General features: G+C 42.1%; 22 protein-coding genes and 2 tRNA genes. 22 read left to right on the top strand and 2 right to left on the bottom strand.

Annotation, left to right across the window (positions count from 1 at the left end; translation table 11 throughout):
- Nucleotides 1–328: 328 nt before the first annotated feature.
- From greA to secF, 4 genes are all read left to right on the top strand, one after another.
- Nucleotides 329–805, top strand: a complete 477-nt coding sequence (gene greA, locus IEW93_RS19455; RefSeq protein ID WP_188740898.1) for a transcription elongation factor GreA — start codon at nt 329–331, stop codon at nt 803–805.
- Between the two features lie 275 nt (nt 806–1080).
- The gene (locus IEW93_RS19460; protein WP_188740899.1) at nt 1081–1650 is read left to right on the top strand and encodes a hypothetical protein; all 570 of its coding nucleotides are present in this window, start codon (nt 1081–1083) and stop codon (nt 1648–1650) included.
- Between the two features lie 151 nt (nt 1651–1801).
- Nucleotides 1802–3613: a protein translocase subunit SecD gene (secD, locus tag IEW93_RS19465; RefSeq protein WP_188740917.1), complete on the top strand. Its 1812-nt coding sequence runs from the start codon at nt 1802–1804 to the stop codon at nt 3611–3613.
- A gap of 4 nt (nt 3614–3617) precedes the next feature.
- Entirely contained in the window at nt 3618–4541 is a 924-nt protein-coding gene (gene secF / locus IEW93_RS19470; RefSeq protein WP_223419480.1) for a protein translocase subunit SecF, read from the top strand.
- Nucleotides 4542–4611: 70 nt separating this feature from the next.
- Here secF and yhbY read toward each other — a convergent pair whose 3' ends face one another.
- Entirely contained in the window at nt 4612–4914 is a 303-nt protein-coding gene (yhbY, locus tag IEW93_RS19475) for a ribosome assembly RNA-binding protein YhbY (protein WP_188740900.1), read from the bottom strand.
- Between the two features lie 90 nt (nt 4915–5004).
- Here yhbY and rlmE point away from each other — a divergent pair, with 90 nt between their 5' ends.
- From rlmE to rpsO, 14 genes are all read left to right on the top strand, one after another.
- Complete coding sequence (gene rlmE, locus IEW93_RS19480; RefSeq protein WP_188740901.1) at nt 5005–5634, top strand: 23S rRNA (uridine(2552)-2'-O)-methyltransferase RlmE; 630 nt, start codon at nt 5005–5007, stop codon at nt 5632–5634.
- A 45-nt stretch (nt 5635–5679) separates the two neighbouring features.
- A complete protein-coding gene (gene ftsH, locus IEW93_RS19485) occupies nt 5680–7629 on the top strand; it encodes an ATP-dependent zinc metalloprotease FtsH (RefSeq protein WP_188740902.1) in 1950 nt (649 codons plus the stop codon).
- A 122-nt stretch (nt 7630–7751) separates the two neighbouring features.
- Nucleotides 7752–8531, top strand: coding sequence for a dihydropteroate synthase (folP, locus tag IEW93_RS19490; protein ID WP_283104466.1), 780 nt, complete (start codon nt 7752–7754; stop codon nt 8529–8531).
- A gap of 83 nt (nt 8532–8614) precedes the next feature.
- Nucleotides 8615–9952 carry a phosphoglucosamine mutase gene (gene glmM, locus IEW93_RS19495; protein ID WP_188740904.1) on the top strand — a complete coding sequence of 446 codons (1338 nt, stop codon included), beginning with the start codon at nt 8615–8617 and terminating at the stop codon, nt 9950–9952.
- Nucleotides 9953–10090: 138 nt separating this feature from the next.
- Complete coding sequence (gene tpiA, locus IEW93_RS19500) at nt 10091–10873, top strand: triose-phosphate isomerase (RefSeq protein ID WP_188740905.1); 783 nt, start codon at nt 10091–10093, stop codon at nt 10871–10873.
- A gap of 4 nt (nt 10874–10877) precedes the next feature.
- Nucleotides 10878–11213, top strand: coding sequence for a preprotein translocase subunit SecG (gene secG, locus IEW93_RS19505; protein WP_188740906.1), 336 nt, complete (start codon nt 10878–10880; stop codon nt 11211–11213).
- A 13-nt stretch (nt 11214–11226) separates the two neighbouring features.
- Nucleotides 11227–11313, top strand: a tRNA-Leu gene (locus IEW93_RS19510).
- A gap of 82 nt (nt 11314–11395) precedes the next feature.
- Nucleotides 11396–11471, top strand: a tRNA-Met gene (locus IEW93_RS19515).
- A 172-nt stretch (nt 11472–11643) separates the two neighbouring features.
- Nucleotides 11644–12099, top strand: coding sequence for a ribosome maturation factor RimP (gene rimP / locus IEW93_RS19520; RefSeq protein ID WP_188740907.1), 456 nt, complete (start codon nt 11644–11646; stop codon nt 12097–12099).
- A 31-nt stretch (nt 12100–12130) separates the two neighbouring features.
- Entirely contained in the window at nt 12131–13630 is a 1500-nt protein-coding gene (nusA, locus tag IEW93_RS19525; RefSeq protein WP_188740908.1) for a transcription termination factor NusA, read from the top strand.
- Between the two features lie 25 nt (nt 13631–13655).
- Nucleotides 13656–16307: a translation initiation factor IF-2 gene (gene infB, locus IEW93_RS19530; protein WP_188740909.1), complete on the top strand. Its 2652-nt coding sequence runs from the start codon at nt 13656–13658 to the stop codon at nt 16305–16307.
- 66 nt (nt 16308–16373) lie between these two features.
- Nucleotides 16374–16802: a 30S ribosome-binding factor RbfA gene (gene rbfA / locus IEW93_RS19535; protein ID WP_188740910.1), complete on the top strand. Its 429-nt coding sequence runs from the start codon at nt 16374–16376 to the stop codon at nt 16800–16802.
- A complete protein-coding gene (gene truB, locus IEW93_RS19540; protein ID WP_188740911.1) occupies nt 16802–17749 on the top strand; it encodes a tRNA pseudouridine(55) synthase TruB in 948 nt (315 codons plus the stop codon). The genes rbfA and truB overlap by 1 nt, the downstream gene beginning before the upstream one ends.
- Nucleotides 17750–17891: 142 nt before the next feature.
- On the top strand, nt 17892–18161 hold the full coding sequence (gene rpsO / locus IEW93_RS19545) for a 30S ribosomal protein S15 (RefSeq protein WP_188740912.1): 270 nt from the start codon (nt 17892–17894) through the stop codon (nt 18159–18161).
- Between the two features lie 584 nt (nt 18162–18745).
- Here rpsO and IEW93_RS19550 read toward each other — a convergent pair.
- Nucleotides 18746–20782, bottom strand: a complete 2037-nt coding sequence (locus IEW93_RS19550; protein WP_188740913.1) for a putative bifunctional diguanylate cyclase/phosphodiesterase — start codon at nt 20780–20782, stop codon at nt 18746–18748.
- A gap of 614 nt (nt 20783–21396) precedes the next feature.
- Here IEW93_RS19550 and pnp point away from each other — a divergent pair.
- The 4 genes from pnp (at nt 21397) to IEW93_RS19570 (ending at nt 26699) form a co-directional block, all read left to right on the top strand.
- Complete coding sequence (pnp, locus tag IEW93_RS19555) at nt 21397–23493, top strand: polyribonucleotide nucleotidyltransferase (protein WP_188740914.1); 2097 nt, start codon at nt 21397–21399, stop codon at nt 23491–23493.
- A gap of 150 nt (nt 23494–23643) precedes the next feature.
- On the top strand, nt 23644–24555 hold the full coding sequence (gene nlpI, locus IEW93_RS19560; protein WP_188740915.1) for a lipoprotein NlpI: 912 nt from the start codon (nt 23644–23646) through the stop codon (nt 24553–24555).
- Between the two features lie 928 nt (nt 24556–25483).
- Complete coding sequence (locus IEW93_RS19565; protein WP_188740916.1) at nt 25484–25804, top strand: helix-turn-helix domain-containing protein; 321 nt, start codon at nt 25484–25486, stop codon at nt 25802–25804.
- A complete protein-coding gene (locus tag IEW93_RS19570) occupies nt 25797–26699 on the top strand; it encodes a type II toxin-antitoxin system HipA family toxin (protein WP_428847856.1) in 903 nt (300 codons plus the stop codon). Before IEW93_RS19565 ends, IEW93_RS19570 begins: the two co-directional genes overlap by 8 nt.
- Nucleotides 26700–26773 lie beyond the last annotated feature (74 nt).

Genomic DNA, 26773 nt, shown 5'->3' on the forward strand with positions numbered 1-26773 from the left:
AGCAAGTAGTTCAGTATCAATAAGCCAGTTAGACAGCATAAAAAATAACTCCGTTCAAAAGAAGGAGTCATTTTCGTAGGATCATTTTTGCTGTCAACCGATCAGTTTCTTAACTGATCGGTGTTAGCCAATTGGCGACCTTTTTTATGACATTTTGATGATGGATCACTAGCAAGTCGTTAAAAGCTTAGGTAAGCTGTCTGCAATCATCGAAGAGATGCATCCCAAAGACGCAGCCAAACTCGATTGCGTATTTCCAATAGATTTTTCACTGTGTTGGCATTAGCTAACACGGGATGCTTTTGTTTTTAAAGGAGACAAAGACATTATGAGTAAGGTTCCAATGACAGTAGTTGGTGCTGATCAACTACGTAAAGAATTAGAGATCTTAAAATTTGATCGCCGTCCAAAAATTACTGAAGCCATTGCATCAGCACGTGAATTAGGTGATTTAAAAGAAAATGCTGAATATCATGCCGCCCGTGAAGAGCAAGGCATTTGTGAAGCCCGTATTCGTGACATTGAAGGCAAGCTTTCAAATGCACAAATCATCGACGTTAAAACGATGGAAAATACTGGCCGAGTGATTTTTGGTACAACAGTAACGATTTTAAATATTGATACTGATGTTGAAATGACATATCGCATTGTGGGTGATGATGAAGCAGATATTAAACAAAATCTTATTTCAGTTAACTCACCTATTGCCCGCGGCTTAATTGGTAAAAGTGAAGGTGATGAAGTGTCAATTACCACCCCAGGTGGTTTAACTGACTACGAAATCATATCTGTTAAATATATCTAGGTTGATTAGTTGTTTGTCGTTTAGACAAATTACTGCGCTGATAATAACCTGCCATCGAATAAAAACACTTACTGCTGACAGTAAGTGTTTTTTGTTGTTACATGTATAAGAATTCATTTGCGTATTAACTATGGTATCGCTACTATCGGGTTTCGTTACATTATCGTTACATCCCCATTGTTTTATCAACTTAAAACAATAGGTAGTTTAATGAAAATGCACATCTAGGCTAATGCATAAAGGTATAAATGACGTTTCCTTGGGCTCGTATATTAATGATGTTACTTATTGTAGGGTTGGGGTCACTCTTCCTTATCAATGGTCGTGTCTTAATCATGTCGACGGCTCAACTCAGTATGCCGCAAATTAATTCCGTTTTATTGAGTGATTGTGTGGTAACACCCTCACAGAATTTGGCTAATTGCGATTTACCCACTAAAGCTAATCAGGTTAATAATCTTGATAGTTTTGGCGTTGATACCACTGCAAATAATGTTGTGAGAAATCCTGGCTTAATAGATATAAAAACAACATTATTAGGTTATGTTGGCGTTGACAGTGATAATACAGATATTAATCCGCAACCTACTTCAAATGACATCCATTATGTACCGACATATTCTGCGCGTTATATTAACCTTGCTCAGCATCAACCTGAAGAAGTTAACCCGAATTATCTATTAGCCTATGAGTTTGTTTCACCGCCGGTTCCAAGCTTGGAAATTGGCTATCAAATTAATTTCAGCCCACAGTTAGACTGGGTATTATCAGCAACTTCAGGTCCTTCACGTATTTCCGCTTGGAAAGAATCAAACTTACTCTTCGTGCACGCTCATACCTGCTAAAAGCATTTCTTTGACTACACGTTTCATTAGCTAGGCTAATGATATTTATTGTGGGCGAAAAACGGCAATACGCATTTTAATCGCTCGCTATATATTTCTATCATGACGAGAGCGTCATGATGTAGTGAGAGCAAGTGTTATGACATCAATAATCAGTAATAAACCATTAAATAAATCTCTTAATCAATATTCGCTTTGGAAGTATTGGGTGCTTATTGTCACCTTGGTAATCCTTTTTTTCAGTGCCTTGCCATCTTGGTATGGTGAAGATGCCGCGGTGCAATTAATCACTAAAAAACCGAATACATTGTCATCTGAACAGGTCTATCAAGTATTAAATAATGCAGGAATAAAAAGTAAGCGCATTGAACAACAGCAACAAAATGTTCTGGTTGTTTTCGCGCAAGCTGAACAGCAAAATTTAGCGAAAAATATTCTGTCTAAATCATTTTCTGACACAGCCCAGGTGACATTAGCTTTATACCCTGCCGCGCCAAATTGGTTGCTAGACATGGGCTTTGCACCGATTAAACTTGGCCTAGATTTACGCGGTGGTGTTCAATTTTTGCTTGATGTGGATCTAGGGTTAGTCTTTCAAAATCAAGCCGTAATGGTCAGTGATTCGGTAAAACAATTTGTTCGCGAAGAACACATAAACGGTGTTCGTGTTCGACAAGGCATTGGTGCAGAAGTCCATATTGAAACATCTCAACAAGCCCATAAAGGGCAAATTAGACAATTTTTATCTCAACAATATCCTTTATGGCAGGTGAGTGGGCAACAGGACACTCTTAGCGTGGTACTAAGTGACGATGAGCAATTAAAGCTAACTAATTTAACGGTTCAACAAAACTTACAAATTATGCGCAGCAGAATAGAAGAGTTGGGGATCACAGAAGCATTAGTTCAGCGTCAAGGTGAAAACCGAATCCGTATTGAGCTCCCCGGGGTGCAAGATCCTGCCACGGCTAAAAATGTCATTGGTGCAACAGCTAGTCTGGCTTTTTACCCAGTGGCCGAAACCGGATCGGTAAATGCTTTAGTGCTAAAAGATGAATTGAACAAACCTGTATATGTGTCAAGAAGACCAGTGCTAAGTGGTGAACACATTGTCGATGCCAGAGCTGCAGTGGGTGATTTTGGCATGTCAAAAGTCAACATTAGTTTAGATGCCACTGGCGGTAAATTAATGTCTGAGTTTTCTCGTGACAATATTGGCAAACCCATGGCAACCGCATACAGCGAATACAGCCGAAATGATAAAGGCCAAGCTCAGCAAGTCACTAAAATTATCAGTGTTGCGACGATTCAAAGCCAACTGGGCAGCAAATTTGAGATTACGGGGGCGGGTTCGCATCAAGAGGCGCAACAACTCGCTTTGTTGCTAAGAGCCGGTTCTATGACAGCTCCCGTAACCATTGTAGAAGAGCGAACCATTGGGCCAAGTTTAGGCGCTGAAAATATAGCTAACGGATTTGCCGCTTTAGCACTTGGCATGGCAGTAACCTTGTTATTTATGGCATGTTGGTATCGCCGTTTAGGCTGGGTTGCAAACGTTGCATTGGTTGCCAATATGGTGATGTTATTTGGTTTACTGGCACTTATTCCTGGCGCTGTACTGACTTTGCCAGGCATAGCTGGGTTAGTACTTACTGTCGGTATGGCTGTTGATACTAACGTGCTTATTTTTGAACGTATTAAAGATAAGTTAGCGGAGGGGCGCAGTTTTGCCAGTGCGATTGATGTGGGTTTTGACAGCGCTTTTTCAACCATTATAGATGCTAACTTCACCACAATGATTACTGCGGTAGTGTTGTTTTCAATTGGTAATGGGCCTATTCAAGGTTTTGCATTAACGCTTGGGTTAGGGTTATTAACCAGTATGTTTACTGGCATTTTTGCCTCTCGTGCAATCATTAATTTAGTGTATGGCCGTGACACTCGTCGCGCTATTAAGGTGTAACACAATGAATTCAAAGACAATGAACGATTCTTCACAGGGGTTAGGTTATTTAACCAAATGGCGTTATGCATCAAGCTTGATATCAATAGTATTGATGTTGCTATCATTAACCGTTATAGGCGTAAAAGGATTTAACTGGGGGTTAGATTTTACCGGCGGAGTCGTCACCGAAATTCAAATAGATAAACGTATTAGCGCCAGTGAAATTCAACCATTAATGACTGCAGCCTACCAACAGGAGGTCAGTGTGATATCTGCCAGTGAACCTGGTCGTTGGGTGCTGCGCTATGCCAATATTGCTGATGAAAATCAGCGTCCACACTTACAAACAGTATTAGCACCATTAAACAGTGATATTACCGTGCTTAATAGTAGTATTGTTGGGCCGCAAGTGGGGCAAGAGCTTGTTGAGCAAGGCGGACTCGCTTTATTGGTTGCTATGCTGTGTATCATGGGATATCTAAGTTATCGATTTGAATGGCGTCTTGCATCTGGGGCACTATTTGCATTAGTCCATGATGTGGTGTTTGTGCTGGCCTTTTTTGCATTGAGCCAAATGGAGTTTAATTTAACAGTACTTGCCGCAATTTTAGCCATATTAGGCTATTCGCTTAATGACTCCATTATTATTGCTGATAGAGTACGCGAGCAACTCATTGCCAAACCACAATGGAATATTACCGATATTAATAATTTAGCGGTAAAGTCTACTTTTTCTCGTACCATGGTGACATCGGGAACAACTTTACTCACAGTTGTGGCCTTGTGGATGATGGGCGGCACTCCTTTAGAGGGGTTTTCAATAGCGATGTTTATCGGAATTTTAACCGGCACTTGGTCGTCGGTATCGGTTGGTGCTACTTTACCTGAGTTTTTGGGGTTAAAGGCTGAACATTATGTGATAGCGCCTTTACCTGATACGCCATAAAAACAGTCGATTAATTATTTTTCATAAAAAAGCCGCTAAAATCAGCGGCTTTTTGATGATGAATGTTTTACTATTTTTTGGCTTTAGGTAAGGCAATCTTCATTTCTGGCGAATGACGGAAGAGAACTAATACATGACCGATAAGTTGCACTTTCGCAGACTGGGTTTCACGTATAATGGCGTCAACGATGGCATTTTTTAGCTCTCTGTCCGCAGAGGCTACTTTCACTTTAATCAATTCATGATGTGTAAGAGCGCTATCAATTTCAGCCAGAACACCTTCAGTCAGTCCGTTGCCACCAAGCAGCACCACTGGCTTTAGACTGTGCGCCAGACCTTTTAAATGCTGTTTTTGTTTGGTTGTTAAGTTCATTTGTACCAACTTTTGCTGAGTTACTGTTGAAAAACGAGTATTCTACCCTTATATAAGGCTTATGTAACTCTGAATCGTTGCGGAATTTAAATGGTAACCAAAAAACGTACGGCGAGCTCGACTCGTTGGATGCAAGAGCATTTTGATGATCACTATGTGAAATTAGCGCAAAAACGGGGGTTACGCTCACGTGCTGCATTTAAGTTAGAAGAGATCCAACAAAAAGATAATTTAATTAAAACTGGCATGACGGTTGTTGACTTGGGGGCTGCCCCTGGCGGTTGGTCACAAGTTGCGGTTAAATTAGCAGGAGATAAAGGTAAAGTTATCGCGTGCGATATTTTACCTATGGATCCTATTGTGGGAGTTGATTTTCTGCAAGGTGATTTTAGAGAAGACAAAGTATTACAAGCATTGCTTGACCGAGTAGGGCAAGATAAAGTGGATGTGGTACTATCAGATATGGCACCGAACATGAGTGGTTCGGATGCTGTTGACCAACCAAGAGCCATGTATTTAGTGGAGTTAGCACTAGATATGTGTCACCAGGTGTTGGCGCCTAATGGCTGTTTTGCTGTTAAGGTCTTTCAGGGGGAGGGCTTTGACGAGTACATGAAAACAGTTAAAGAGGCATTCAAAGTAGTGAAAACCCGAAAACCAGACTCCTCTAGAGCGCGCTCTCGAGAAGTCTATCTAGTGGCGACTGGTTACAAGTTGTAGTAGTCTAACGTTAATAATCGCAGGACTGTCAAGAGGTCTAGTAATTTGAGTGACATGGCAAAAAATTTAATACTCTGGGTTGTCATCGCTGTTGTGCTGATGTCAGTGTTTCAGGGTTATTCCCCCTCTTCTTCGAATTCGCAGAAGATGGATTATTCAGCCTTTTTGGACAATGTTCGAAATGGTCAAATCAACACGGTTGAAATAAAAAGCGACCAAAGGACGATTGAAGGGACTAAACGTACCGGCGAAAAGTTCACCACAATTATGCCTATGTATGATCAAGATTTAATTAACGATCTTGACCGTAAAGGTATCACCATGAAAGGCCAAGAAGCTGAAGAATCAAGCTTCCTGACCCAAATCTTTATATCGTGGTTCCCAATGTTGCTGCTGATTGGTGTATGGATTTTCTTCATGCGTCAAATGCAAGGCGGTGGCGGTAAGGGCGCTATGTCGTTTGGTAAGAGTAAAGCCAAATTGATGAGCGAAGATCAAATCAAAACCACTTTTGCCGATGTTGCTGGTTGTGACGAAGCAAAAGAAGAAGTAAAAGAACTAGTTGATTATTTACGTGACCCTACTAAGTTCCAAAAATTAGGCGGCCGTATTCCAACAGGTGTATTAATGGTTGGGCCACCAGGTACGGGTAAAACGTTGCTTGCTAAAGCGATTGCTGGTGAGTCAAAAGTGCCTTTCTTTACTATTTCTGGTTCTGATTTCGTTGAAATGTTTGTCGGTGTTGGTGCATCTCGTGTACGTGACATGTTTGAACAAGCTAAAAAATCAGCGCCTTGTATTATTTTTATCGACGAAATTGACGCTGTAGGTCGCCAACGTGGTGCCGGTGTTGGTGGTGGTCATGATGAACGTGAGCAGACATTAAACCAGATGTTGGTTGAAATGGATGGCTTTGAAGGTAACGAAGGTATTATCGTTATTGCAGCGACTAACCGTCCTGATGTATTGGACTCTGCATTACTTCGTCCAGGTCGTTTTGACCGCCAAGTGGTTGTTGGCTTACCTGATGTACGTGGTCGTGAACAGATTTTAAAAGTGCACATGCGTAAAGTGCCATTGTCAGATGATGTTAAAGCCAGTGTTATTGCCCGTGGTACACCTGGATTTTCTGGTGCTGATTTAGCCAACCTAGTTAACGAAGCCGCACTATTTGCTGCACGTGGTAATCGCCGTGTAGTGGGTATGGAAGAGTTTGAGCGTGCTAAAGACAAAATCATGATGGGTGCAGAACGTCGCTCGATGGTGATGTCTGAGGCTGAAAAAGAAATGACGGCTTACCATGAAGCAGGACATGCAATTGTAGGCTGTTTAGTACCTGAGCATGATCCTGTTCACAAGGTGACGATTATTCCTCGTGGCCGCGCGTTAGGGGTGACGTTCTTCTTACCTGAAGCAGACGCCATTAGCCAAAGCCGCCGCAAGCTAGAGTCGCAAATTTCTGTGGCTTATGGTGGACGTTTAGCTGAAGAGCTTATTTATGGCAGTGATAAAGTGTCTACTGGTGCATCGCAAGACATTAAATACGCAACATCGATTGCCCGTAATATGGTGACTCAGTGGGGCTTCTCTGACAAGTTAGGGCCACTATTGTATGCTGAAGAAGAAAACGAAGTTTTCTTAGGACGCAGCATGGGTAAGTCAAAAGCCCTGTCGGGTGACACGGCCGCATTAATTGACTCTGAAATCAAAATGTTTATCGATAAAAACTATCAACGTGCTCAAACCATGTTGACAGAAAATATGGATATTTTACATGCGATGAAAGATGCCCTAATGAAGTATGAAACGATTGATTCTTTGCAAATCGATGATTTAATGAATCGCCGTGAAGTACGTCAACCAGCTGACTGGCAAGTAGATGATTCGACTGATGATAAGGGCGGCGGAAATAACGCGCCTAAAGTTGAAGAAGAAAAACCAGAAGAAGCACCGAAACCAGATATTAATGAAGCAGATGAATCACCTGCTAAATAAATAATCTAGTGAATACAGAAAACCCCGAAAGGGGTTTTCTTGTTTTAATCTTATGTAGGAAATAACTCGTGTTCCAATTAACTCATGCCAATAAAACTCTTGATTTAGCCGCTCCAGTTGTTATGGGGATAGTGAATGTCACCCCAGATTCATTTTCCGACGGTGGCGCCTTTACTTGTTTTGAACGGGCATGCCAGCATGTAGATAATATGGTCTCACAGGGAGCTTTAATTATTGATGTTGGCGGTGAGTCGACAAGACCCGGTGCAGCTGAAGTTACTGTTGCCGAGGAGCTTGAACGTGTTATCCCAATTATAGAATATACCGCCAAAACACACGATGTGTGGATATCGATTGATACAAGCAAGCCAGAAGTGATGGAAGCTGCAGTGAATGCCGGCGCAAACATGATAAATGATGTACGCGCATTGCAAGCTCCAGGAGCATTAGCCATGGCCGCATCACTAGATGTACCCATTTGTTTAATGCATATGCAAGGCGACCCTCAAACAATGCAAAACGCACCCATTTATGAAGATGTTGTCGACGACGTTACAGCTTTTTTCGAGTTGCGCATTGCTTACTGTGAAGCTGCCGGCATTGAACGTGAACGGTTAATTTTAGATCCAGGTTTTGGCTTTGGTAAAACTTTAGCGCATAATTACCGCCTATTGGCCATGTTGCCAAAACTGCATGAATTTCATTTGCCTTTATTGGTTGGTATGTCACGTAAAAGCATGATCGGTAATTTACTGGGCCGAGACACAGAACAAAGGCTCGCCGGAAGCCTTGCAGCAGCTTTGATTGCAGCTCAACAAGGCGCGCAGATTATTCGAGTACACGATGTTACAGAAACGGTAGATGTACTGAAAGTAATGTCTGCAACCATGGCGCAGTTATAAAATAGCTTATTGAATTCGACGTCATTAAGCATCTGATATCATCATATTAGTTATCACCAAGTGGATCACTTAAGTGGGGACCTGTGAAGCAAAGACAATTTTTTGGAACAGACGGCATTCGCGGTAAAGTGGGTGACGGAAAAATGACCCCTGAGCTGGCGTTAAAATTAGGTTGGGCTGCAGGGCGTGTGTTGTCACGAAATGGCACTCAAAAGGTGATTATTGGTAAAGATACGCGTATTTCAGGGTATCTATTTGAATCAGCACTTGAAGCCGGATTGTCAGCAGCAGGGCTTAATGTGTTGTTACTCGGCCCTATGCCAACACCTGCCGTTGCATACTTAACAAGAACTTTTCGAGCAGAAGCCGGCGTAGTGATTAGCGCGTCACATAATCCTTATTACGATAACGGGATTAAGTTTTTTTCAACAAATGGAAGCAAGCTTGATGACGCCATTGAGCTTGAAATTGAAGCTGAGCTTGAAAAACCGCTTGTGTGTGTTGAGTCACATTTATTAGGTAAAGCTCGTCGTATTGATGACGCAGCAGGACGTTATATTGAATACTGTAAAGGTAATTTCCCTGCTGAGCATACGCTCGAAGGGTTAAAAATTGTCGTCGATTGTGCCCATGGCGCAACTTACCATATTGCCCCTAATGTATTTCGAGAATTAGGTGCAGATGTTATTGCCATTGGAGATAAACCAAACGGGTTAAATATCAACGATAAAGTGGGGGCGACCTCAATGGCTAAAATTTGTGAAACCGTTTTAGCCGAGAAAGCTGACTTAGGTATTGCCCTCGATGGTGATGGCGATCGCATTATGATGGTAAATAGTCGCGGCGAAGTTATCGATGGCGATCAAATACTTTATATTTTAGCCGTAGATGCCCAAAAACGTGGTATTTTAAAAGGCGGCGTAGTGGGTACCCTAATGTCTAACCTAGGGTTAGACTTAGCTTTGCAAGCACTTGATATTCCATTTGTTCGCTCAAATGTTGGCGACCGTTACGTTATGGAAATGCTTAAACAGCATGACTGGCGTATCGGGGGTGAAAATTCGGGTCACATTTTAAATCTTGATCATGGCACAACAGGTGACGGCATTATTGCCGGTATTTTGGTGCTTGCAGCAATGAGAAGACAAGGGTTAATGTTAGAGCAACTGACCGAACCAATGAAAATGTTGCCTCAAGTTCTCGTTAATGTTCGCTTTGAAGGTACAAATAATCCACTTGATTTCGACGTGGTAAAATTGGCACAAAAAGAGGTTGAAGCTCAATTGGGAGCTCGCGGTCGGGTGCTGCTACGTAAATCGGGCACCGAACCGTTAATCAGAGTGATGGTCGAGGGAGATGATCATTCACAAGTACTTGCACACGCAAATAGCATTGCTGAGGCGGTAAAAGCAGCATGTTAATTATTTGAATATACAGCAATGTCGAATCGCGCTTAAAAAGTAAGCGCTTCGACAATTAAACTGAAATATTCCCCTTTTAGCTATTGTAACTTGATAAGTGGTTCGCTATTATTCTCGCCGCTTTCAAAGGAGACCGTGATGGCACTCAGACGTCCTATGGTAGCTGGCAACTGGAAGATGAATGGTAATTCTGCATTAGCAGAAGAACTATTTAAGAAGTTTGCCTCAAAGCTCCAAAATGATTCCGCTGAAGTGGTTTTATGCCCGCCTTCAATTTATCTTGAAAGCGTTAGGCAACTGCTTGAAGCCAATAAGCAGACTTTAGATGGTGCACTTGTAAGAATGGGCGCACAAAATCTTAGTCAGCATGACTTTGGTGCCTATACAGGTGAAATATCTGGGCAGATGCTAAAAGATTCAGGATGTCGATATGTTATTATCGGCCATTCCGAACGTCGCCGTATGTACGGAGAGACGAGTAATATTGTGGCAGAAAAATTTGCTGCAGCACAAAAACATGGCTTAACACCAATATTGTGTGTTGGTGAATCAGGTCCAGCTCGAGAAGCAAGACGCACTTTTGAAGTGATAGCCGAAGAGCTTGACATAGTCATAGAAAAAAACGGTACTATGGCGTTTGATAACGCAATTATCGCCTACGAACCATTATGGGCAGTAGGGACAGGTAAAAGCGCTACACCAGAGCAGGCTCAAGAAGTTCACGCGTTTATTCGCAATCGCCTCTCTGAAGTGTCTCCATTTATTGGAGAAAATATTAGAATTCTTTACGGTGGTAGTGTTACCCCAAACAATGCGGCTGATATATTTGCCCAACCTGATGTTGATGGTGGTTTGATTGGCGGTGCAAGTTTGAACTCTACTGAGTTTTTAAGTTTATGTACCATAGCGATGAGCGCGTAATAATATGTACGAAGTTCTTATAGTTGTTTATTTGATAGTTGCAATTGGTTTGGTTGGATTGATTTTAATTCAACAAGGAAAGGGTGCCGACATGGGCGCATCTTTCGGAGCCGGTGCCTCAGGCACCTTATTTGGCTCAAGTGGATCAGGCAATTTTTTAACCCGTTCTACAGCTGTGTTAGCGATAGGTTTTTTCGCATTAAGTTTAGTGATTGGTAATTTAAGTGCCAATCACACACAGCAAAACGATCAATGGGAAGATTTAGGTACTGCAGCAGAGCAAATCATTGATGAAGCGCCTGTGCAAACCGAACAGTCAGAAACGAAAATTCCTGACTAGTAAACCAGGTGACGCCGAGGTGGTGGAATTGGTAGACGCGCAGCCTTGAGGTGGCTGTGTCCTAACGGACGTGCGGGTTCAAGTCCCGCTCTCGGCACCAAATTATAACTAACAAACTAGGGATTGTGTTTGATTAGTTATTGCAAGATATGACGTAAATCAATATACTTGCATGCAGTTGACGCGGGGTGGAGCAGTTGGTAGCTCGTCGGGCTCATAACCCGAAGGTCGTCGGTTCAAGTCCGGCCCCCGCAACCAGCTCCTTGTTATTGAGTTTTAATATAAAACTCAATAACAATTTACAGGTTCTATAATAAAATGACCTCGTGATTACGGGGTTTTTTGTTATATGGACTTTTAAATATCCGTGATTTTTAACGGGTTGCTCTGGGGCTTTTAGCCCTTTTTTTGTTTTTTTTGGGGGTCATTTTTGGCAACAATAGAATCCAAGCTAGTTGAAATGTTAAAGGTTCCGGTTGAAGCTTCAGGTTTTCAACTTTGGGGCATTGAATATGTTCAAGCTGGTCGTCATTCAATTCTTCGTGTGTTTATTGATCACGAGAATGGCATCAACATTGAAGATTGTGCAGAAGCCAGTCGACAAGTTAGCGCAGTTATGGATGTTGAAGACCCGATTTCTACAGAATACACATTAGAAGTATCTTCTCCTGGAGTAGATAGACCGTTATTTACAGCTGCGCAGTATGCTGCTTACATCGGTGAAGATGCGAAAATACAGTTGACTATGCCAGTTGCGGGTAGTCGTAATTTAAAAGGCGTCATCACTAGTGTTGATGGGCAAATGCTCACCATCAAAGTTGATGGTAAAGACTTGATTGTTGCTTTGGATAACATCCGCAAAGGCAACATTATCGCTAAGTTTTGATAGTTTCAGGTGAAGAACGAGGCAAGACCAAATGAATAAAGAGATCCTGCTAGTCGCAGAAGCGGTTTCCAATGAGAAAGGCGTTCCGCGCGAGAAAATTTTTGAAGCGCTAGAAATTGCTTTAGCGACAGCAACCAAGAAAAAATACGAAGGCGATATCGAAGTTCGTGTTGCAATTGACCGTAAAACCGGTCACTACGATACGTTCCGCCGCTGGATGGTGATTGACGATAAGGGTGAAGCATTAGAGAACCCTTACAGTGAAATTACCCTAGAAGCCGCTCGTTTTGAGCAACCAGACATTCAGCCTGGTGAGTACGTAGAAGATCAAATCGACTCAGTTGCATTCGATCGCATTACTACACAAACTGCAAAGCAAGTTATCGTACAAAAAGTGCGTGAAGCTGAGCGTGCACAAGTAGTAGAACAGTTTATTGAACGCGAAGGCGAAATTGTTACTGGTGTTGTTAAGAAAAGCACTCGCGAAAGCGTAGTGGTTGACTTAGGTAACAACGCGGATGGCGTGTTATTTAAAGAAGATTTAATTAGCCGTGAATCATTCCGCCCAGGCGATCGAGTTCGTGCATTGTTGTACGCAGTTCGTCCAGAAGCGCGTGGCGCGCAATTATTTTTAACACGCAGCAAGCCTGATATGTTAGTTGAGCTGTTCCGTGTTGAAGTACCAGAAATTTACGACGAAATGATTGAGGTTATGGGTGCCGCTCGTGATCCAGGTGCTCGCGCTAAAATAGCCGTGAAGTCAAATGATCGTCGTATTGACCCAATTGGTGCGTGTGTTGGTATGCGTGGTGCACGTGTTCAAGCGGTATCTAATGAATTAGGTGGTGAGCGTGTTGATATCGTGATGTGGGATGATAATCCTGCTCAATATGTGATCAACGCCATGGCGCCTGCCGATGTTGCGTCTATTATTGTGGACGAAGATAACCACTCTATGGACATTGCTGTTGAAGCAGACAGCTTAGCACAGGCTATTGGTCGTAATGGCCAAAACGTGCGTTTAGCGACTCAACTAACCGGTTGGGAACTGAACGTAATGACAGTAGAAGACATGAACAAGAAGCACCAGGCCGAGAGTGCTAAAGTGATCGAATTGTTTGTTTCTGCACTGGATGTAGATAAAGATTTTGCAACGGTACTGGCTGACGAAGGCTTTACTTCACTAGAAGAAATCGCTTATGTGCCAGAATCTGAATTACTTGCAATAGAAGGCTTTGACGAAGGAATCGTTGCGGCATTACGTGAACGTGCAAAAGCTGCTATCTCTACAAGAGCACTAGCTACTGAAGAAGCGTTAGATGGTGCAGAGCCAAGTGATGATTTATTAGCATTGGAAGGATTAGAAAGACATTTAGCTTATGTTCTTGCGAGCAAAGGCGTAGTGACTTTAGAAGACTTGGCCGAGCAAGGTATTGACGATTTAATTGATATTGAAGAATTAACAGAAGAAAAAGCAGGTGAGCTTATTATGGCTGCCCGCAACATCTGTTGGTTTGGCGAAGAAGCATAAGTCGATCAACAGGGGGATTTAATTGATGGCAGATACAAGTGTAGAAAAATTAGCAGCAGAAGTGGGAAAATCGGTTGAGCGTTTAATCGAACAATTCTCTGATGCTGGCATTAAGAAACAGCTAAAAGATACTGTTTCTGAGCAAGAAAAACAGCAACTTTTAGAATTTCTAAAAAAACAGCATGGTGCAGATACTGCTCCAACTAAAATGACGCTTCAGCGTAAAACTGTGTCAACATTAAGTGTTGCCAGCACAGGCGGACAATCTAAAGACGTTAAAGTAGAAGTACGCAAAAAACGTACTTTTGTTAAACGAGATGATACTGATTTAGCTAAACAGGCTGAATTAGAAGCGAAAGAAAAAGCCAAAGCTGAAGCGGAAGCTAAAGCAAAGGCCGAAGCAGAAGCTAAAGCAGCAGCAGAAGCGAAAGCAAAAGCTGAGGCAGAAGCCAAGAAAAAAGCGGAAGCAGAAGCCAAAGTGAAATCAGAAAAAGCCAAGACAGAACCTAAAGCTCCTAAAGCCACAGATTCTGAAGCAGTAGCAGCAAAAGCTGAAGCTGAACGCTTAAAAGCAGCTCAAGAAGCTGCGTTAGCTCAAAAGCAGAAAGAAGAAGCAGCAAAAGCGGCTGAAAAAGCACGTAAATTAGCTGAAGAAAACTCAAAGCGTTGGGCTGAAGAAGAACGTCAACGTTTAGATGCTGAAAAGAACAGCGATCACCATATTACAACGTCCAAAGTAGCTCGCGCTGCTGAAGACAGTTCAGATGCTGATGATGAAAAACGTGGTCGTCGTGCGCGCAACAAAAACACCAATAAAAAACGTGGTGGTAAAGATGCTCGTGACGGCCGTGAAAAACACATGCGTAACCGCAGCACAGCACCTCAATCAATGGCTCATGGTTTTAACAAACCTGCAGCAGCGGTAACGCGCGATGTACGTATTGGCGAAACTGTAACCGTTTCTGAACTTGCTCACTTAATGGCAATTAAAGCCACTGAGATCATCAAGCAAATGATGAAAATGGGTTCAATGGTAACGATTAACCAAGTACTTGACCAAGAAACTGCCCAGATGGTTGCAGAAGAAATGGGTCATAAAGTGGTGTTAATCCGTGAAAACGAATTAGAGCGCCAAGTACTTCAAGACCGTGATGAAAATATTAAGTTAGAGTCCCGTGCACCAGTTGTAACTATCATGGGTCACGTTGACCACGGTAAAACATCGCTACTTGACTATATCCGTCGTGCAAAAGTTGCTGCTGGCGAAGCCGGTGGTATTACACAGCATATTGGTGCGTACCATGTAGAAACTGAAAACGGCATGATTACCTTCCTTGACACTCCAGGTCACGCTGCGTTTACCTCGATGCGTGCTCGTGGTGCTAAGGCAACCGATATCGTTATTCTTGTTGTGGCCGCTGATGACGGTGTGATGCCGCAGACTATTGAAGCGATTCAACATGCTAAAGCTGGTAACGTGCCATTAATCGTCGCTGTTAACAAAATGGATAAGCCAGAAGCGGATCCTGATCGCGTTAAAAGTGAGCTTTCACAGCACGGCGTTATGTCTGAAGATTGGGGCGGAGATAATATGTTCGTTCACCTATCAGCCAAAACGGGTGAAGGTATCGATGAGCTATTAGAAGGTATTTTGCTTCAAGCTGAAGTTTTAGAACTTAAAGCCGTTCGCGATACCATGGCAGCAGGTGTGGTGATTGAATCGCAACTTGATAAAGGTCGTGGCCCTGTGGCAACTATCCTGGTTCAAGAAGGTACTTTACGCCAAGGTGATATCGTTTTATGTGGTCTAGAGTACGGCAAAATTCGTGCAATGAAAGACGAAAACGGTAAAGCCATTACTGAAGCTGGTCCGTCTATTCCTGTAGAGATTTTAGGTCTTTCAGGTGTGCCTTCAGCAGGTGATGAAGCTACCGTGGTTCGTGATGAACGTAAAGCACGTGAAGTGGCATTATACCGTCAAGGTAAGTTCCGTGATGTTAAATTAGCTCGTCAGCAAAAATCTAAGCTAGAAAACATGTTTGCAAACATGGAAGAAGGTGAAGTACAAGAGCTTAACATCGTACTTAAAGCGGACGTTCAAGGTTCTTTAGAGGCAATTTGTGATTCATTAACTAACCTGTCGACTGACGAAGTTAAAGTGAACATTATTGCTCGTGGCGTTGGTGCATTAACTGAAACCGACGCAACACTTGCCGCTGCATCTAATGCTATTTTAGTTGGCTTTAACGTACGTGCTGATGCACAGGCACGTAAGACCATTGAAGCAGAAAGTGTTGACCTACGTTATTACAGCATCATCTATAATCTAATTGATGAAGTTCGTGCTGCGATGACAGGTATGTTAGCACCGGAGTTCAAACAAGAAATTATTGGTCTTGCTGAAGTTCGTGATGTGTTTAAGTCGCCTAAACTGGGTGCTATTGCCGGTTGTATGGTTACTGAAGGTCTTGTTAAGCGCAGTGCACCAATCCGTGTACTTCGTGATAACGTGGTTATCTTCGAGGGTGAACTTGAATCATTACGTCGCTTTAAAGACGATGCACAAGAAGTACGTAACGGTATGGAATGTGGTATCGGCGTTAAAAACTATAATGACGTACGTGTAGGAGACCAAATTGAAGTCTTCGAAACAGTCGAAATAGCTCGCACCTTATAAGCACCATTGGAAGGGCGGCATTAGCCGCCCTTTTTGATTGTATATCCAACGTTATGGCATATCATTATGGCAAAAGAATTTAGTCGTACACGTCGTATCGCACAACAACTCCAGCAAGAACTTGCCATGGTGTTACAGCGTGATATGAAAGATCCTCGTATTGGTTTTGTTACCGTAAACGACGTAGACGTTTCACGTGACTTAAGCTACGCAAAAGTGTTTGTTACTTTTTTTGAAGAAGACATCGAACTTGTTCAGCAAAAAGTAGATGCACTGAGTGCTGCAGCGCCTTATATTCGCACATTAGTGGCAGGACGTATGAAATTACGCGTAATGCCTGAACTGCGCTTTGTTTATGACAGTTCATTAGTCGAAGGCATGCGTATGTCTAATTTAGTGACGCAAGTGATTAATAAAGATAAAGCAAAGCAACAACAATATGACCCAACGCCAGATAGCGACGAGTCTGTTGACGGTGACAAGGAGCAAGATTAATGGCTCGTCGCCCAAAAGGCCGCTTCATTGACGGGATCGTATTACTCGACAAAGACACTGGCATGAGTTCTAACTTTGCTTTACAAAAAGTTAAGCGCATCTTTAATGCCAATAAAGCTGGTCATACCGGTGCGCTAGACCCATTAGCTACCGGAATGCTACCGATTTGCCTAGGCGAGGCGACCAAGTTTTCTCAGCATTTATTAGATGCCGATAAACGTTACCTCGTGACAGCAAAGCTCGGTGAGCGTACCGATACCAGCGATTCAGACGGTGAGGTTGTGCAAACCCGTCCAGTGAATTTTACCCAAGCTCTGCTTGATGAAAAACTTGAGTTATTTCGTGGAACCACTCAACAAATTCCGTCAATGTATTCTGCGCTAAAATACCAAGGTCAGCCCTTGTATAAATATGCGCGTGAAGGGATTGAAGTACCGCGTGAATCGCGTCCTATAACGGTATTTGAGCTTAATTTTATTAAGCTTGAGGGTGACGAATTAACCTTAGATATTCACTGTTCTAAAGGTACTTACATTCGCACAATCATTGATGATCTAGGTGAAATGCTTGGCTGCGGTGCTCATGTCATTATGTTACGCCGCACTCAGGTTGCAGATTATCCTTATGATAAAATGGTCAGTTTGGCAGAGTTAGAAGCGCTGTTAGCCCAGGCTCAAGAACAAGATATAGCGCCAAAAACCTTACTCGATCCTTTGTTATTACCTATGGATACTGCCGTTGCTAATTTCCCCGAGATTAATCTTCCTGACACCATGTTGTATTATGTGATGCAAGGGCAGGCTATTCAGGCTCCTGGATTAAAACCAGACTGTTTAGTGCGCATTACCATTGGTGATGAGCGTAAGTTTGTGGGAATTGGCAGCATGAATGATGATGGTTTGTTAGCGCCCAAACGCCTTATTGTGATGCATGACACCGCTCAGTAAAGCGATGACCTTTAAATACGTTAATTGAGCAGGTTTATGCGCTTTTTTATTGCGGTTATTCTCTAATATCGTTAGAATATCGCGCTCGCTCTGGCTGAGTTAGTGATCGGCTAGAGATACATTTACTTTTTTGGAGAAACACATGTCACTAAGTGCTGAAGCAAAAGCAAAAATTTTAGCTGAGTTTGGTCGCGGCGAAAACGATACCGGTTCAACTGAAGTTCAAGTAGCTTTGTTAACTGCTCAAATTAACCACCTTCAAGATCACTTTAAAGAGCACATCCATGATCACCACTCACGTCGTGGTCTATTACGCATGGTTAGCGCTCGTCGTAAGCTTACTGCTTACTTAAAGCGTACTGACTCAGAGCGTTATGCTGTTCTGATCAAGAAGTTAGGTTTACGTCGTTAATTCGATAAATCATTTACACTGTAAATGATTAAACCGTAAAAAAGGAGGCCGATGCCTCCTTTTTTATTGTCTAAAATTTGTCATATACCAGCAATGAAAAAACGGTGATGCACTGATACCAATCAGGATAAATAAGTGTTCAGAGATTGCACAGGAAAAGTCGCTTAGTAAGGCAGAAATAGCAGCTAGCTAGTTGTTCTAACTTCAACATTTCTAACGACGTTATAAGTGGTTTTAACCAGTAAGAATAATCACATTTTTGTGCTGATTAGTATGATACCATTTCCATTAATTATGTGACCAATCAGAGTCACTCAGACTGTTCAGTTTGAGGCGCATTGTTGAAAGAATGGTTATTCCCTTTTAAGGCAATGCAACAAAGAAATGGACTGTCTGAGCGTCTCCTGCAAGGCGGGTTTCTGTGCCTTCTATGCTGCTTAATAGTATTTTGACGTAGAGCAACTATGCCTACAATCCTATTACTTGCCTAGAAGGTACAGAATTCCCGCTGAATGACCAGATAATTGCTGGAATTGGTATGATATCCATTTTTCAATTCTATGTGGTAAAAGGCTATTGAAGTGCTACATACGAACGATTTTTGCAGTTTCTGACATGATGTATTTTTGTTCAAACTCATCTAATGGCAAGGGTTGGCTGAAGAAAAACCCCTGACCGATTTCGCATTGATTATCTTTTAACCACTCAAGTTGTTCTTCTGTTTCAATACCTTCTGCCACGATGGTCAAATCTAGCTGACGACCTAGCATTAAAATAGTCGATGCAATCGCACTGTCTTTGGGTAAGTCATTAACAAAAGCGCGATCAATTTTCATTGTGGTAATGGGTAAGTGTCGAAGATAAGATAAAGACGAATAGCCAGTGCCAAAATCATCTACGGCTATTCCAAAGCCCGCAGATTTTAGCTGTTCAAGCTTTACAATGGCTTGCTCAACATCGTTCATTAATGAGGTTTCTGTTATTTCGACTTCTAATAATTCAGGGTTAATCTGGTATCGAATAGCAAGTTGCTTGATGTCGGGTATTAAACTTGCGTCAGCAAACTGCTGCGATGCAACGTTAACTGCAATAGGGATCGCGTAATTGTATTTGCGTTGCCACTCACGAAGCACTTTACAGCTTTGCTCTATTACCCAGCGTCCGATAGGAATAATGATCCCGGTTTCTTCAGCTACCGGGATAAACGACATTGGGCTGATTAATCGACCGTCTTTTTGCCATCTTATTAAGGCTTCACATCCAACAACTTTGTGAGTGTTTAAGTCAAATTTAGGTTGAAAATACAGTAAAAATTGATTGTTTTTTAAGGCGTCGTGCAAGGAGGCTTCTGTGCGAAGTCTTACTGCTGCGCGTTCGGTCATTTGTTGTTTAAAGAAAGACCATTGATTTGAGCCTGCTGCTTTAGCACTGTACATGGCAATGTCTGCATGGCGGATTAAATCTTCCGCTGTTTCGCCATCTTCCGGGTAAATCGAAATACCAATTGATGCCGCAGGGTGAATAGCATGTTCGTTCAATTGCACTGGGGCATTTAATTGAATGAGTAATTTATCGACAAAATCAGCAGCCTGCGCAGGTGTTTGAATTTCATCAGCTAAAATGACAAATTCATCTCCACCAAGTCTTGCAACACTCCCTCTATCACCAACAACGCGCTCTAATATTCTGGCAATACGAGCTAAAAATTGATCGCCTAAGGCGTGTCCAAGCGAGTCATTGACGTTTTTAAAGCGATCTAAATCGATAAATAACAATGAAAAATGGCGCTTATGTACGCGTGAACGTTGAATTGTCACATTGAGTGTTTCAAGTAATAAGGTGCGGTTTGGTAAGCCTGTTAGGGGATCTCGCGTTGCCATTTTACGTAATTTGTTTTGGGTCTGGCTAAACTGCAATAATATTTGATTAAATTTACTCGTTACCAGTCCCAGTTCATCATCTTTGTGTGCCTGCGACATTGGCAATAAGTTTTCATCAGGCGAATCAGGATCAATTTTATCTATCGCTTCACTTATGCGGGCGATAGGTTGGGTGAGAAAACGGTGAAACACAACACTTAGTACAAGTGTCAATAGCAAGGCGCGAGCTAAGGTGGCAATTAAGCCTAATCTAAGTTGATTAAATAATTTATTGGTGAGTTTTTGGGTATCGTAAAATACAGTGAGCGTACCAATAAGTTGCTGTTGCTGATTTCCCTCAAAGTAAAAAGGTCGATATAAGGGTCTGGAAATCTCTCTTAAATCACCAAACAAACGCTGACTTAATTTTGTGTAAGCTGTTGAAGATGCATCAACAGGGTTAGCAATAGTCACAAATAATGAGCCATCATCGAGCTCAATAACCGCTGAACCGACATTGTCGACTTTAATAATGCCCTCAAGAGTTTGGCTTGCTAATTTATCATCGAGCGACCAAACCGCATTGGTGGTGGTTTGTTCGACGGAGTTAAGTAACTCCTGTTGAGCGTCACTGAGTAGATTTTTGGTTGAAATGACTTGAATGGCTATTTCGACAATAAAAATAGCAATAGCGAAAAACAAAGCGGTAAACACCACTAGGTTTGTTTGCTTCCATGTTAAAGACTTAAAACTGGCCGTCATGTCATTTTCCGTGTCTTGTCAGTGACTATGTGTTTGTTTTTGTATACTACGTTAGCTATTAATTGAGTTGCTATGTGTGAACGTGAGTATTAATGTGTCAATTAATGGCTAATGACTGAATCGATTACACAATAATGACGTGGCATCATAATATCATGATACATGTTCGATTCAGTGTCTCGTTTAACCCATTTATTACGTTAACAGGTGTTATAAATTAGTTAACTTTAGTCAAATTCACTACGGTTGTCATTAACAATACGACTAAAGCTTGAACTACATAGCCTTTATATTATCAAAAGATGGGCGTATTTTTTCCTGATCAGCTTATGTCAGTGCTCAACAGCGTGGAATATCAAGCGTGTGAATAGAGTAATATGCGATTTTTATACTTTAGCTACCAGTATTTTTGAGTTAAAACGTCAACGTATATTGGGTAACGCTTAGAGGGCGATTTGTACAAGTGTTTATGCTGTGGCGCTGGTGCATTTATCTGCTAAAGCACGCTTTTTACTTTTTTTTCATTCTCCATCTTGTGTCTATTTAACTATTCAGCCCAATTGAAGTATACTTGTGCGCGCAATTAAAGGTCATTAAATTAAGGAATGGGTCACGTGAATCCAATTGTAAAGAGTTTTGAGTATGGTCAACATACAGTCACCTTAGAAACAGGTGTTATCGCGCGTCAAGCAGATGCCGCAGTATTAGCAAGCATGGGTGATACCACAGTATTAGTTACTGTTGTCGGTAAAAAAGTAGCGGATTTAAGCCGCGATTTTTTCCCTTTGACGGTTAACTATCAAGAAAAAACATATGCTGCCGGTAAGATCCCTGGTGGTTTCTTTAAGCGTGAAGGCCGTCCATCAGAAGATGAAACTCTGATTGCCCGCCTAATTGACCGTCCTATTCGTCCTTTATTCCCTAACGGTTTTAAAAACGAAGTTCAAGTTATCATCACTGTGGTTTCTGTTGATCCACAAATCGAGCCAGATATAATTTCGATGATTGGTACTTCTGCTGCGTTAGCTATTTCTGGCATTCCTTTCGGTGGTCCGCTTGGTGCGGCTCGCGTTGGTTATGTCAATGGCGAATATTTATTAAACCCTAATGTTGATCAACTTGTTTCGAGTGATTTGAACTTAGTGGTGGCCGGTACTGAAAGTGCAGTATTAATGGTTGAATCAGAAGCGAAATCACTTGCTGAAGAAATCATGTTAGGCGCTGTAACTTATGGTCACGATCAACAACAAGTTGTAATCAATGCCATTAGCGAGTTTAAAGCAGAAGCAGGAAAGCCTACATGGGATTGGACTGCGCCAGTTCAAGATGAAGAACTGGTTGCTAAAATTAAAACTTTAGCAGAAGCGGGTTTAACTGAAGCGTATCAAATAGAAGTTAAACAAGACCGTTATGCTCAAGTTAGTGTGGTTAAAGAAGCCGCTAAAGCTGCTTTATTAGCAGAAAATGCCGATGTTGATTTACGTGAAGTAGAAAATTTACTTGGCAGCCTAGAAAAGAAAGTGGTTCGTGGTCGTATTATCAGTGGTAAGCCACGTATTGATGGCCGTGAGCCAGACATGATCCGCGCGCTAAATGTATTAGCAGGCGTTCTTCCTCGTACACATGGTAGTGCACTATTTACCCGTGGTGAAACTCAAGCACTTGTTACCTGTACACTAGGTACTGAGCGTGATGCGCAAAAGATTGACAGCATCATGGGTGAGCGTACTAATCGCTTTATGTTGCACTATAACTTCCCTCCTTACTCTGTGGGTGAAACGGGGATGGTGGGTTCACCTAAGCGCCGTGAAATTGGTCATGGTAAACTAGCTTGGCGTGGTATTAACGCGGTAATGCCTTCAGCTGAAGAGTTCCCATATAGCGTTCGTGTGGTTTCTGAAATTACCGAATCTAACGGTTCAAGCTCTATGGCTTCTGTGTGCGGTACTTCGTTAGCGCTTATGGATGCTGGTGTTCCTATTAAGACTTCAGTTGCTGGTATTGCGATGGGTCTAGTTAAAGAAGGCGACGACTTCGTTGTTCTTTCTGACATTCTAGGTGATGAAGACCACCTAGGTGATATGGACTTCAAAGTTGCGGGTACTCGTGACGGTATTACTGCTCTGCAGATGGATATCAAGATTGAAGGTATCACTAAAGAAATTATGGACATCGCATTACAGCAGGCTTATGGCGCTCGCGTTCATATTCTGAATGTAATGGACCAGGCTATTGGTTCACATCGTGATGATATTTCTGACCATGCTCCACGTATTACTACCATCAAGATCAATCCTGAAAAAATCCGTGACGTAATCGGTAAAGGTGGCGCGGTTATTCGTGCGCTTACTGAAGAAACCGGCACTACGATTGAACTAGATGATGACGGTACAGTCAAAATCGCATCGTCAAACGGTGAAGCGACTAAAGAAGCAATCCGTCGTATCGAAGAAATCACTGCTGAAGTAGAAGTAGGTCGTATTTACAATGGTAAGGTTATTCGCATCGTTGATTTTGGTGCGTTTGTTAACATTCTTCCTGGTAAAGACGGTTTAGTACACATCTCACAAATCAGTGATGAGCGTGTTGCAAACGTGTCAGATCACCTTGAGATGAACCAAGACGTTACGGTTAAAGTAATGGAAGTGGATCGTCAAGGCCGCGTAAGATTGTCAATCAAAGAAGCTCAGACAAAAGAAAGTGCTGAGTAATTTAGGTTAACAAGTTTAGCGGCTCAAAAAAGGAGATCATTTGATCTCCTTTTTTTATGTTTATTAAAATAATCTGTGCAAGTCCATAGCTCTTAGATAACCAGATTGCTATGATATTGAATATTAATGAAACCTGATAAGGTAAAGCGGATGGAATGTAAACTACGCACCACAGTTGTTGCCGTTGTTGTCGGTGTAAGTATGTTGTTGTCAGGTTGCGCTGCAACGCAAGGTTCGAATAACGAAACTTCAGGGCAAATGATTGTTGCTCCCGTGATGCCTGATTATAAAATGGAAGTCACATTAGCGAAGCTAAATGAAATTTTAGCGACAATGGAGCTGACAGACGAACAACGTGCGCGTTTTCATTATGACCGCGGTGTGATTTACGACAGCGTCGGTTTACGCTTACTCGGTAGAATTGATTTTCATCAAGCCATTAAACTCCAACCCGATTTAGCAGATGCTTATAATTTTTTAGGTATTTATTACACCCAAGAAGGCGAATTTGACAGCGCTTATGAGGCATTTGATGGCGTGTTAGAGTTATCTCCCGGTTACGATTATGCTTATCTTAATCGTGGAATTGCTTTGTATTACGGTGAGCGATATCAATTAGCTGTTGAAGACATGCAAGCTTTCTATGAGCGAGATCCAACAGATGGTTATCGTGTGTTATGGCTTTATTTAATGTCATCAGCCGTTGATAAAACTCAAGCTTTAGCGGATTTAGCATTGCAACGCCAACAACTTAATGTTGACGATTGGGCGAGTGTTTTAGTTGACTTTTATTTAGGTAAGATGAGCCAGGAGCAAGTTTTTGCTGCGGCTAAAGTGGGGTTAACACAACCTAAAGAATATGCCGAACGTTTGTGTGAAGCGTATTTTTATCTTGCAAAACAAGCGGCTTCTAATGGTCAATATCAACAAGCGGCTAACTTTTATCGTTTAACATTAGCGACAAACATCTATGATTTTGTTGAGCACCGATATGCGCGAATTGAATTAGCCAAGATGAAAAACTTAATTCAACAGGCTTCGGAATCATCGACTAAAGGCTAAACGTCAGTTTGCCTAGCCAATTCTATCGATAGGCGCTATAATTTGCGCCTTTTTTAGCGGCTAGTGCAAGGTTAACATGTCAGGCAACAACGTTGAGGTCGACAAACGTCGTACCTTCGCCATCATTTCGCACCCTGATGCCGCCCAGCCTTTCAACGCTTAAAATTACCTTTCATTGCACACCACAATCACATCTCTACTTACTGAATTTAAAGGTTTTTTGTCTTTTTCTCGTTTCTTTGCTTTTCAATGATGTTCAAGCGTAATCTCGGAAAGTGTGTACAAACTTGAGTACAAATTCCGTTTTAGAGGTCTTTGGCGAAAATTCCATGACACAAACCTGGCTGTAGGCCTTGTCGTTACTGGGTTTGACGTAAAAAGTACTACCGTTAAAAAGAGTCTCTTTTTTTGGTAAATGTTTTCTTCTGTGCCAAATTACAAAATTTAATGAGGGAGTCTATTGTTGGTGTAATTTTTGCTCTAGTGTTTGTTTTTGAAGATGCTTGAAGCGAACCAATACGGTTATTTCTAATTGAGATATCAGACTTACCTTCAAATTTAGTTGCTGTTTACACCATCATTTTGCACTTGTTTTTCGACTTGTGTGTACAAAATTTCCTGTAACTGTGTACAAACTTCCTCTTTGTTGCACTTATCTTCTGGGGATTTGACGCGAGTTCTTCTGTAGCCCTTGCTGTATAAGGTCTGAGCGACAAAAGTACTTAGGGAGTTTGATGCGTCAGTTCGCGATTATCAGCGAGAGTATCGCTCTTTTGTCGATGACAAAATCTTCACCTTACTTATATGTAATTGTGTATCAGTTCATATCTCTTGATATCCAATAGCTAATCAACTTTGTATTCTTTGGGTTGATGTGATATGTTTTTATATATAAATTTTCTTCAGTGATGCATTAAGGTGTATCGAAATGAGCTATGTAACAGAGCAGATACTAGAAAGCCTTCGAGAAGCTCGGGTACGAAAGGGGTTTAGTCAAAGAGAGCTGAGCGCGCGTTCGGGCGTGCCGCAAAGCCATATATCCAAAATCGAGTCTGGCGGTGTTGATTTAAGAGTATCCAGTTTGATTGCTCTTGCCCGTGTACTAGACCTAGAGCTATTGGTTGCGCCTAAAAAATCTGTACCTGCCATCAAGTCGATCATTCGAAGTGGCCAAGGTGTTAACGGCATCAGCGACGAGGGTGAGCCAATGTCGCCCGCATATCAGTTAGAGGAAGACGACAATGACTAACCATGTCTCTACGCTCAACGTTTTGCTTTACGGTGAACCCATTGCAACGATCACCAATGTGGGCAATGACAGAACGCTTTTTGCCTTTATGGATTCGTACATTCATGACGAATCGCGTCCTGTGTTAGGACTTGGCTTTAAAGATTCGCTCGGTGGCCTACTGACTCACTTCAAACCGACCCAAACCAAGTTAACTCCGTTTTTCTCTAACCTTTTGCCAGAAGAAACCATGCGAAATTACCTGGCAGAACGTGCCGGTGTTAATCCAGCGCGGGAGTTTTTTCTATTGTGGGTACTGGGACAGGATTTGGCAGGCGCGATCACGGTTGAGCCTGCGGATGGTGAAGCCTTGCCACCTAATGTGCATCAAGACATAGAAGATGAAACGAAAACAGATGGGCCAATGCGTTTTTCATTAGCGGGAGTGCAATTGAAGTTTTCAGCTGTGCAGCAGGCAAATGGCGGTTTGACGATCCCAGCAACCGGTCAAGGTGGCTCTTGGATTGTAAAATTACCGTCGTCTCGATTTGAAGCTGTGCCAGAAAATGAATATTCGATGATGGAACTGGCTCGAATGTTGAGAATGGACGTGCCAGAAACGCAGCTACTCCCTATTAATCGGATTGCTAATATCCCAAATGGCATTGGCAAATTTGGTGACAGTGCGTTTGTGATTAAGCGTTTTGACCGTGCAGATGGTCAAGCTGTGCACATTGAGGACTTTGCGCAAGTGTTTGGCGTTTATCCTCAAGATAAATACAAAAAAGCTAGTATGCGGAATATTGCTCAGGTTATCGGTATTGAAGGGCAAGACGAAGACATTGCAGAATTTACTCGCCGATTGCATATTCTCATGCATCGCGATCACCTAATACCATCTAAGCCGATCACCTAATACCATTCATCGCGATCACTCAATACCATCGATGCCGATCACTTTTCGGTCAAAATAGTATTGAGTGATCGGCT

It is taken from the genome of Shewanella inventionis, assembly GCF_014641855.1.
GTDB lineage: Bacteria > Pseudomonadota > Gammaproteobacteria > Enterobacterales > Shewanellaceae > Shewanella > Shewanella inventionis.

What these genes read in the sequence shown, in the direction of transcription:
- infB (WP_188740909.1), top strand. Translation starts at nt 13,656, where the DNA reads ATGGCAGATACAAGTGTAGAAAAATTAGCAGCAGAAGTGGGAAAATCG.
- folP (WP_283104466.1), top strand. Translation starts at nt 7,752, where the DNA reads ATGGGGATAGTGAATGTCACCCCAGATTCATTTTCCGACGGTGGCGCC.
- greA (WP_188740898.1), top strand. Translation starts at nt 329, where the DNA reads ATGAGTAAGGTTCCAATGACAGTAGTTGGTGCTGATCAACTACGTAAA.
- secG (WP_188740906.1), top strand. Translation starts at nt 10,878, where the DNA reads ATGTACGAAGTTCTTATAGTTGTTTATTTGATAGTTGCAATTGGTTTG.
- nlpI (WP_188740915.1), top strand. Translation starts at nt 23,644, where the DNA reads ATGGAATGTAAACTACGCACCACAGTTGTTGCCGTTGTTGTCGGTGTA.
- nusA (WP_188740908.1), top strand. Translation starts at nt 12,131, where the DNA reads ATGAATAAAGAGATCCTGCTAGTCGCAGAAGCGGTTTCCAATGAGAAA.
- IEW93_RS19570 (WP_428847856.1), top strand. Translation starts at nt 25,797, where the DNA reads ATGACTAACCATGTCTCTACGCTCAACGTTTTGCTTTACGGTGAACCC.
- rpsO (WP_188740912.1), top strand. Translation starts at nt 17,892, where the DNA reads ATGTCACTAAGTGCTGAAGCAAAAGCAAAAATTTTAGCTGAGTTTGGT.
- secF (WP_223419480.1), top strand. Translation starts at nt 3,618, where the DNA reads ATGAATTCAAAGACAATGAACGATTCTTCACAGGGGTTAGGTTATTTA.
- IEW93_RS19565 (WP_188740916.1), top strand. Translation starts at nt 25,484, where the DNA reads ATGAGCTATGTAACAGAGCAGATACTAGAAAGCCTTCGAGAAGCTCGG.
- IEW93_RS19550 (WP_188740913.1), bottom strand. Translation starts at nt 20,782, where the DNA reads ATGACGGCCAGTTTTAAGTCTTTAACATGGAAGCAAACAAACCTAGTG.
- truB (WP_188740911.1), top strand. Translation starts at nt 16,802, where the DNA reads ATGGCTCGTCGCCCAAAAGGCCGCTTCATTGACGGGATCGTATTACTC.
- rlmE (WP_188740901.1), top strand. Translation starts at nt 5,005, where the DNA reads ATGGTAACCAAAAAACGTACGGCGAGCTCGACTCGTTGGATGCAAGAG.
- tpiA (WP_188740905.1), top strand. Translation starts at nt 10,091, where the DNA reads ATGGCACTCAGACGTCCTATGGTAGCTGGCAACTGGAAGATGAATGGT.
- rbfA (WP_188740910.1), top strand. Translation starts at nt 16,374, where the DNA reads ATGGCAAAAGAATTTAGTCGTACACGTCGTATCGCACAACAACTCCAG.
- yhbY (WP_188740900.1), bottom strand. Translation starts at nt 4,914, where the DNA reads ATGAACTTAACAACCAAACAAAAACAGCATTTAAAAGGTCTGGCGCAC.
- IEW93_RS19460 (WP_188740899.1), top strand. Translation starts at nt 1,081, where the DNA reads ATGATGTTACTTATTGTAGGGTTGGGGTCACTCTTCCTTATCAATGGT.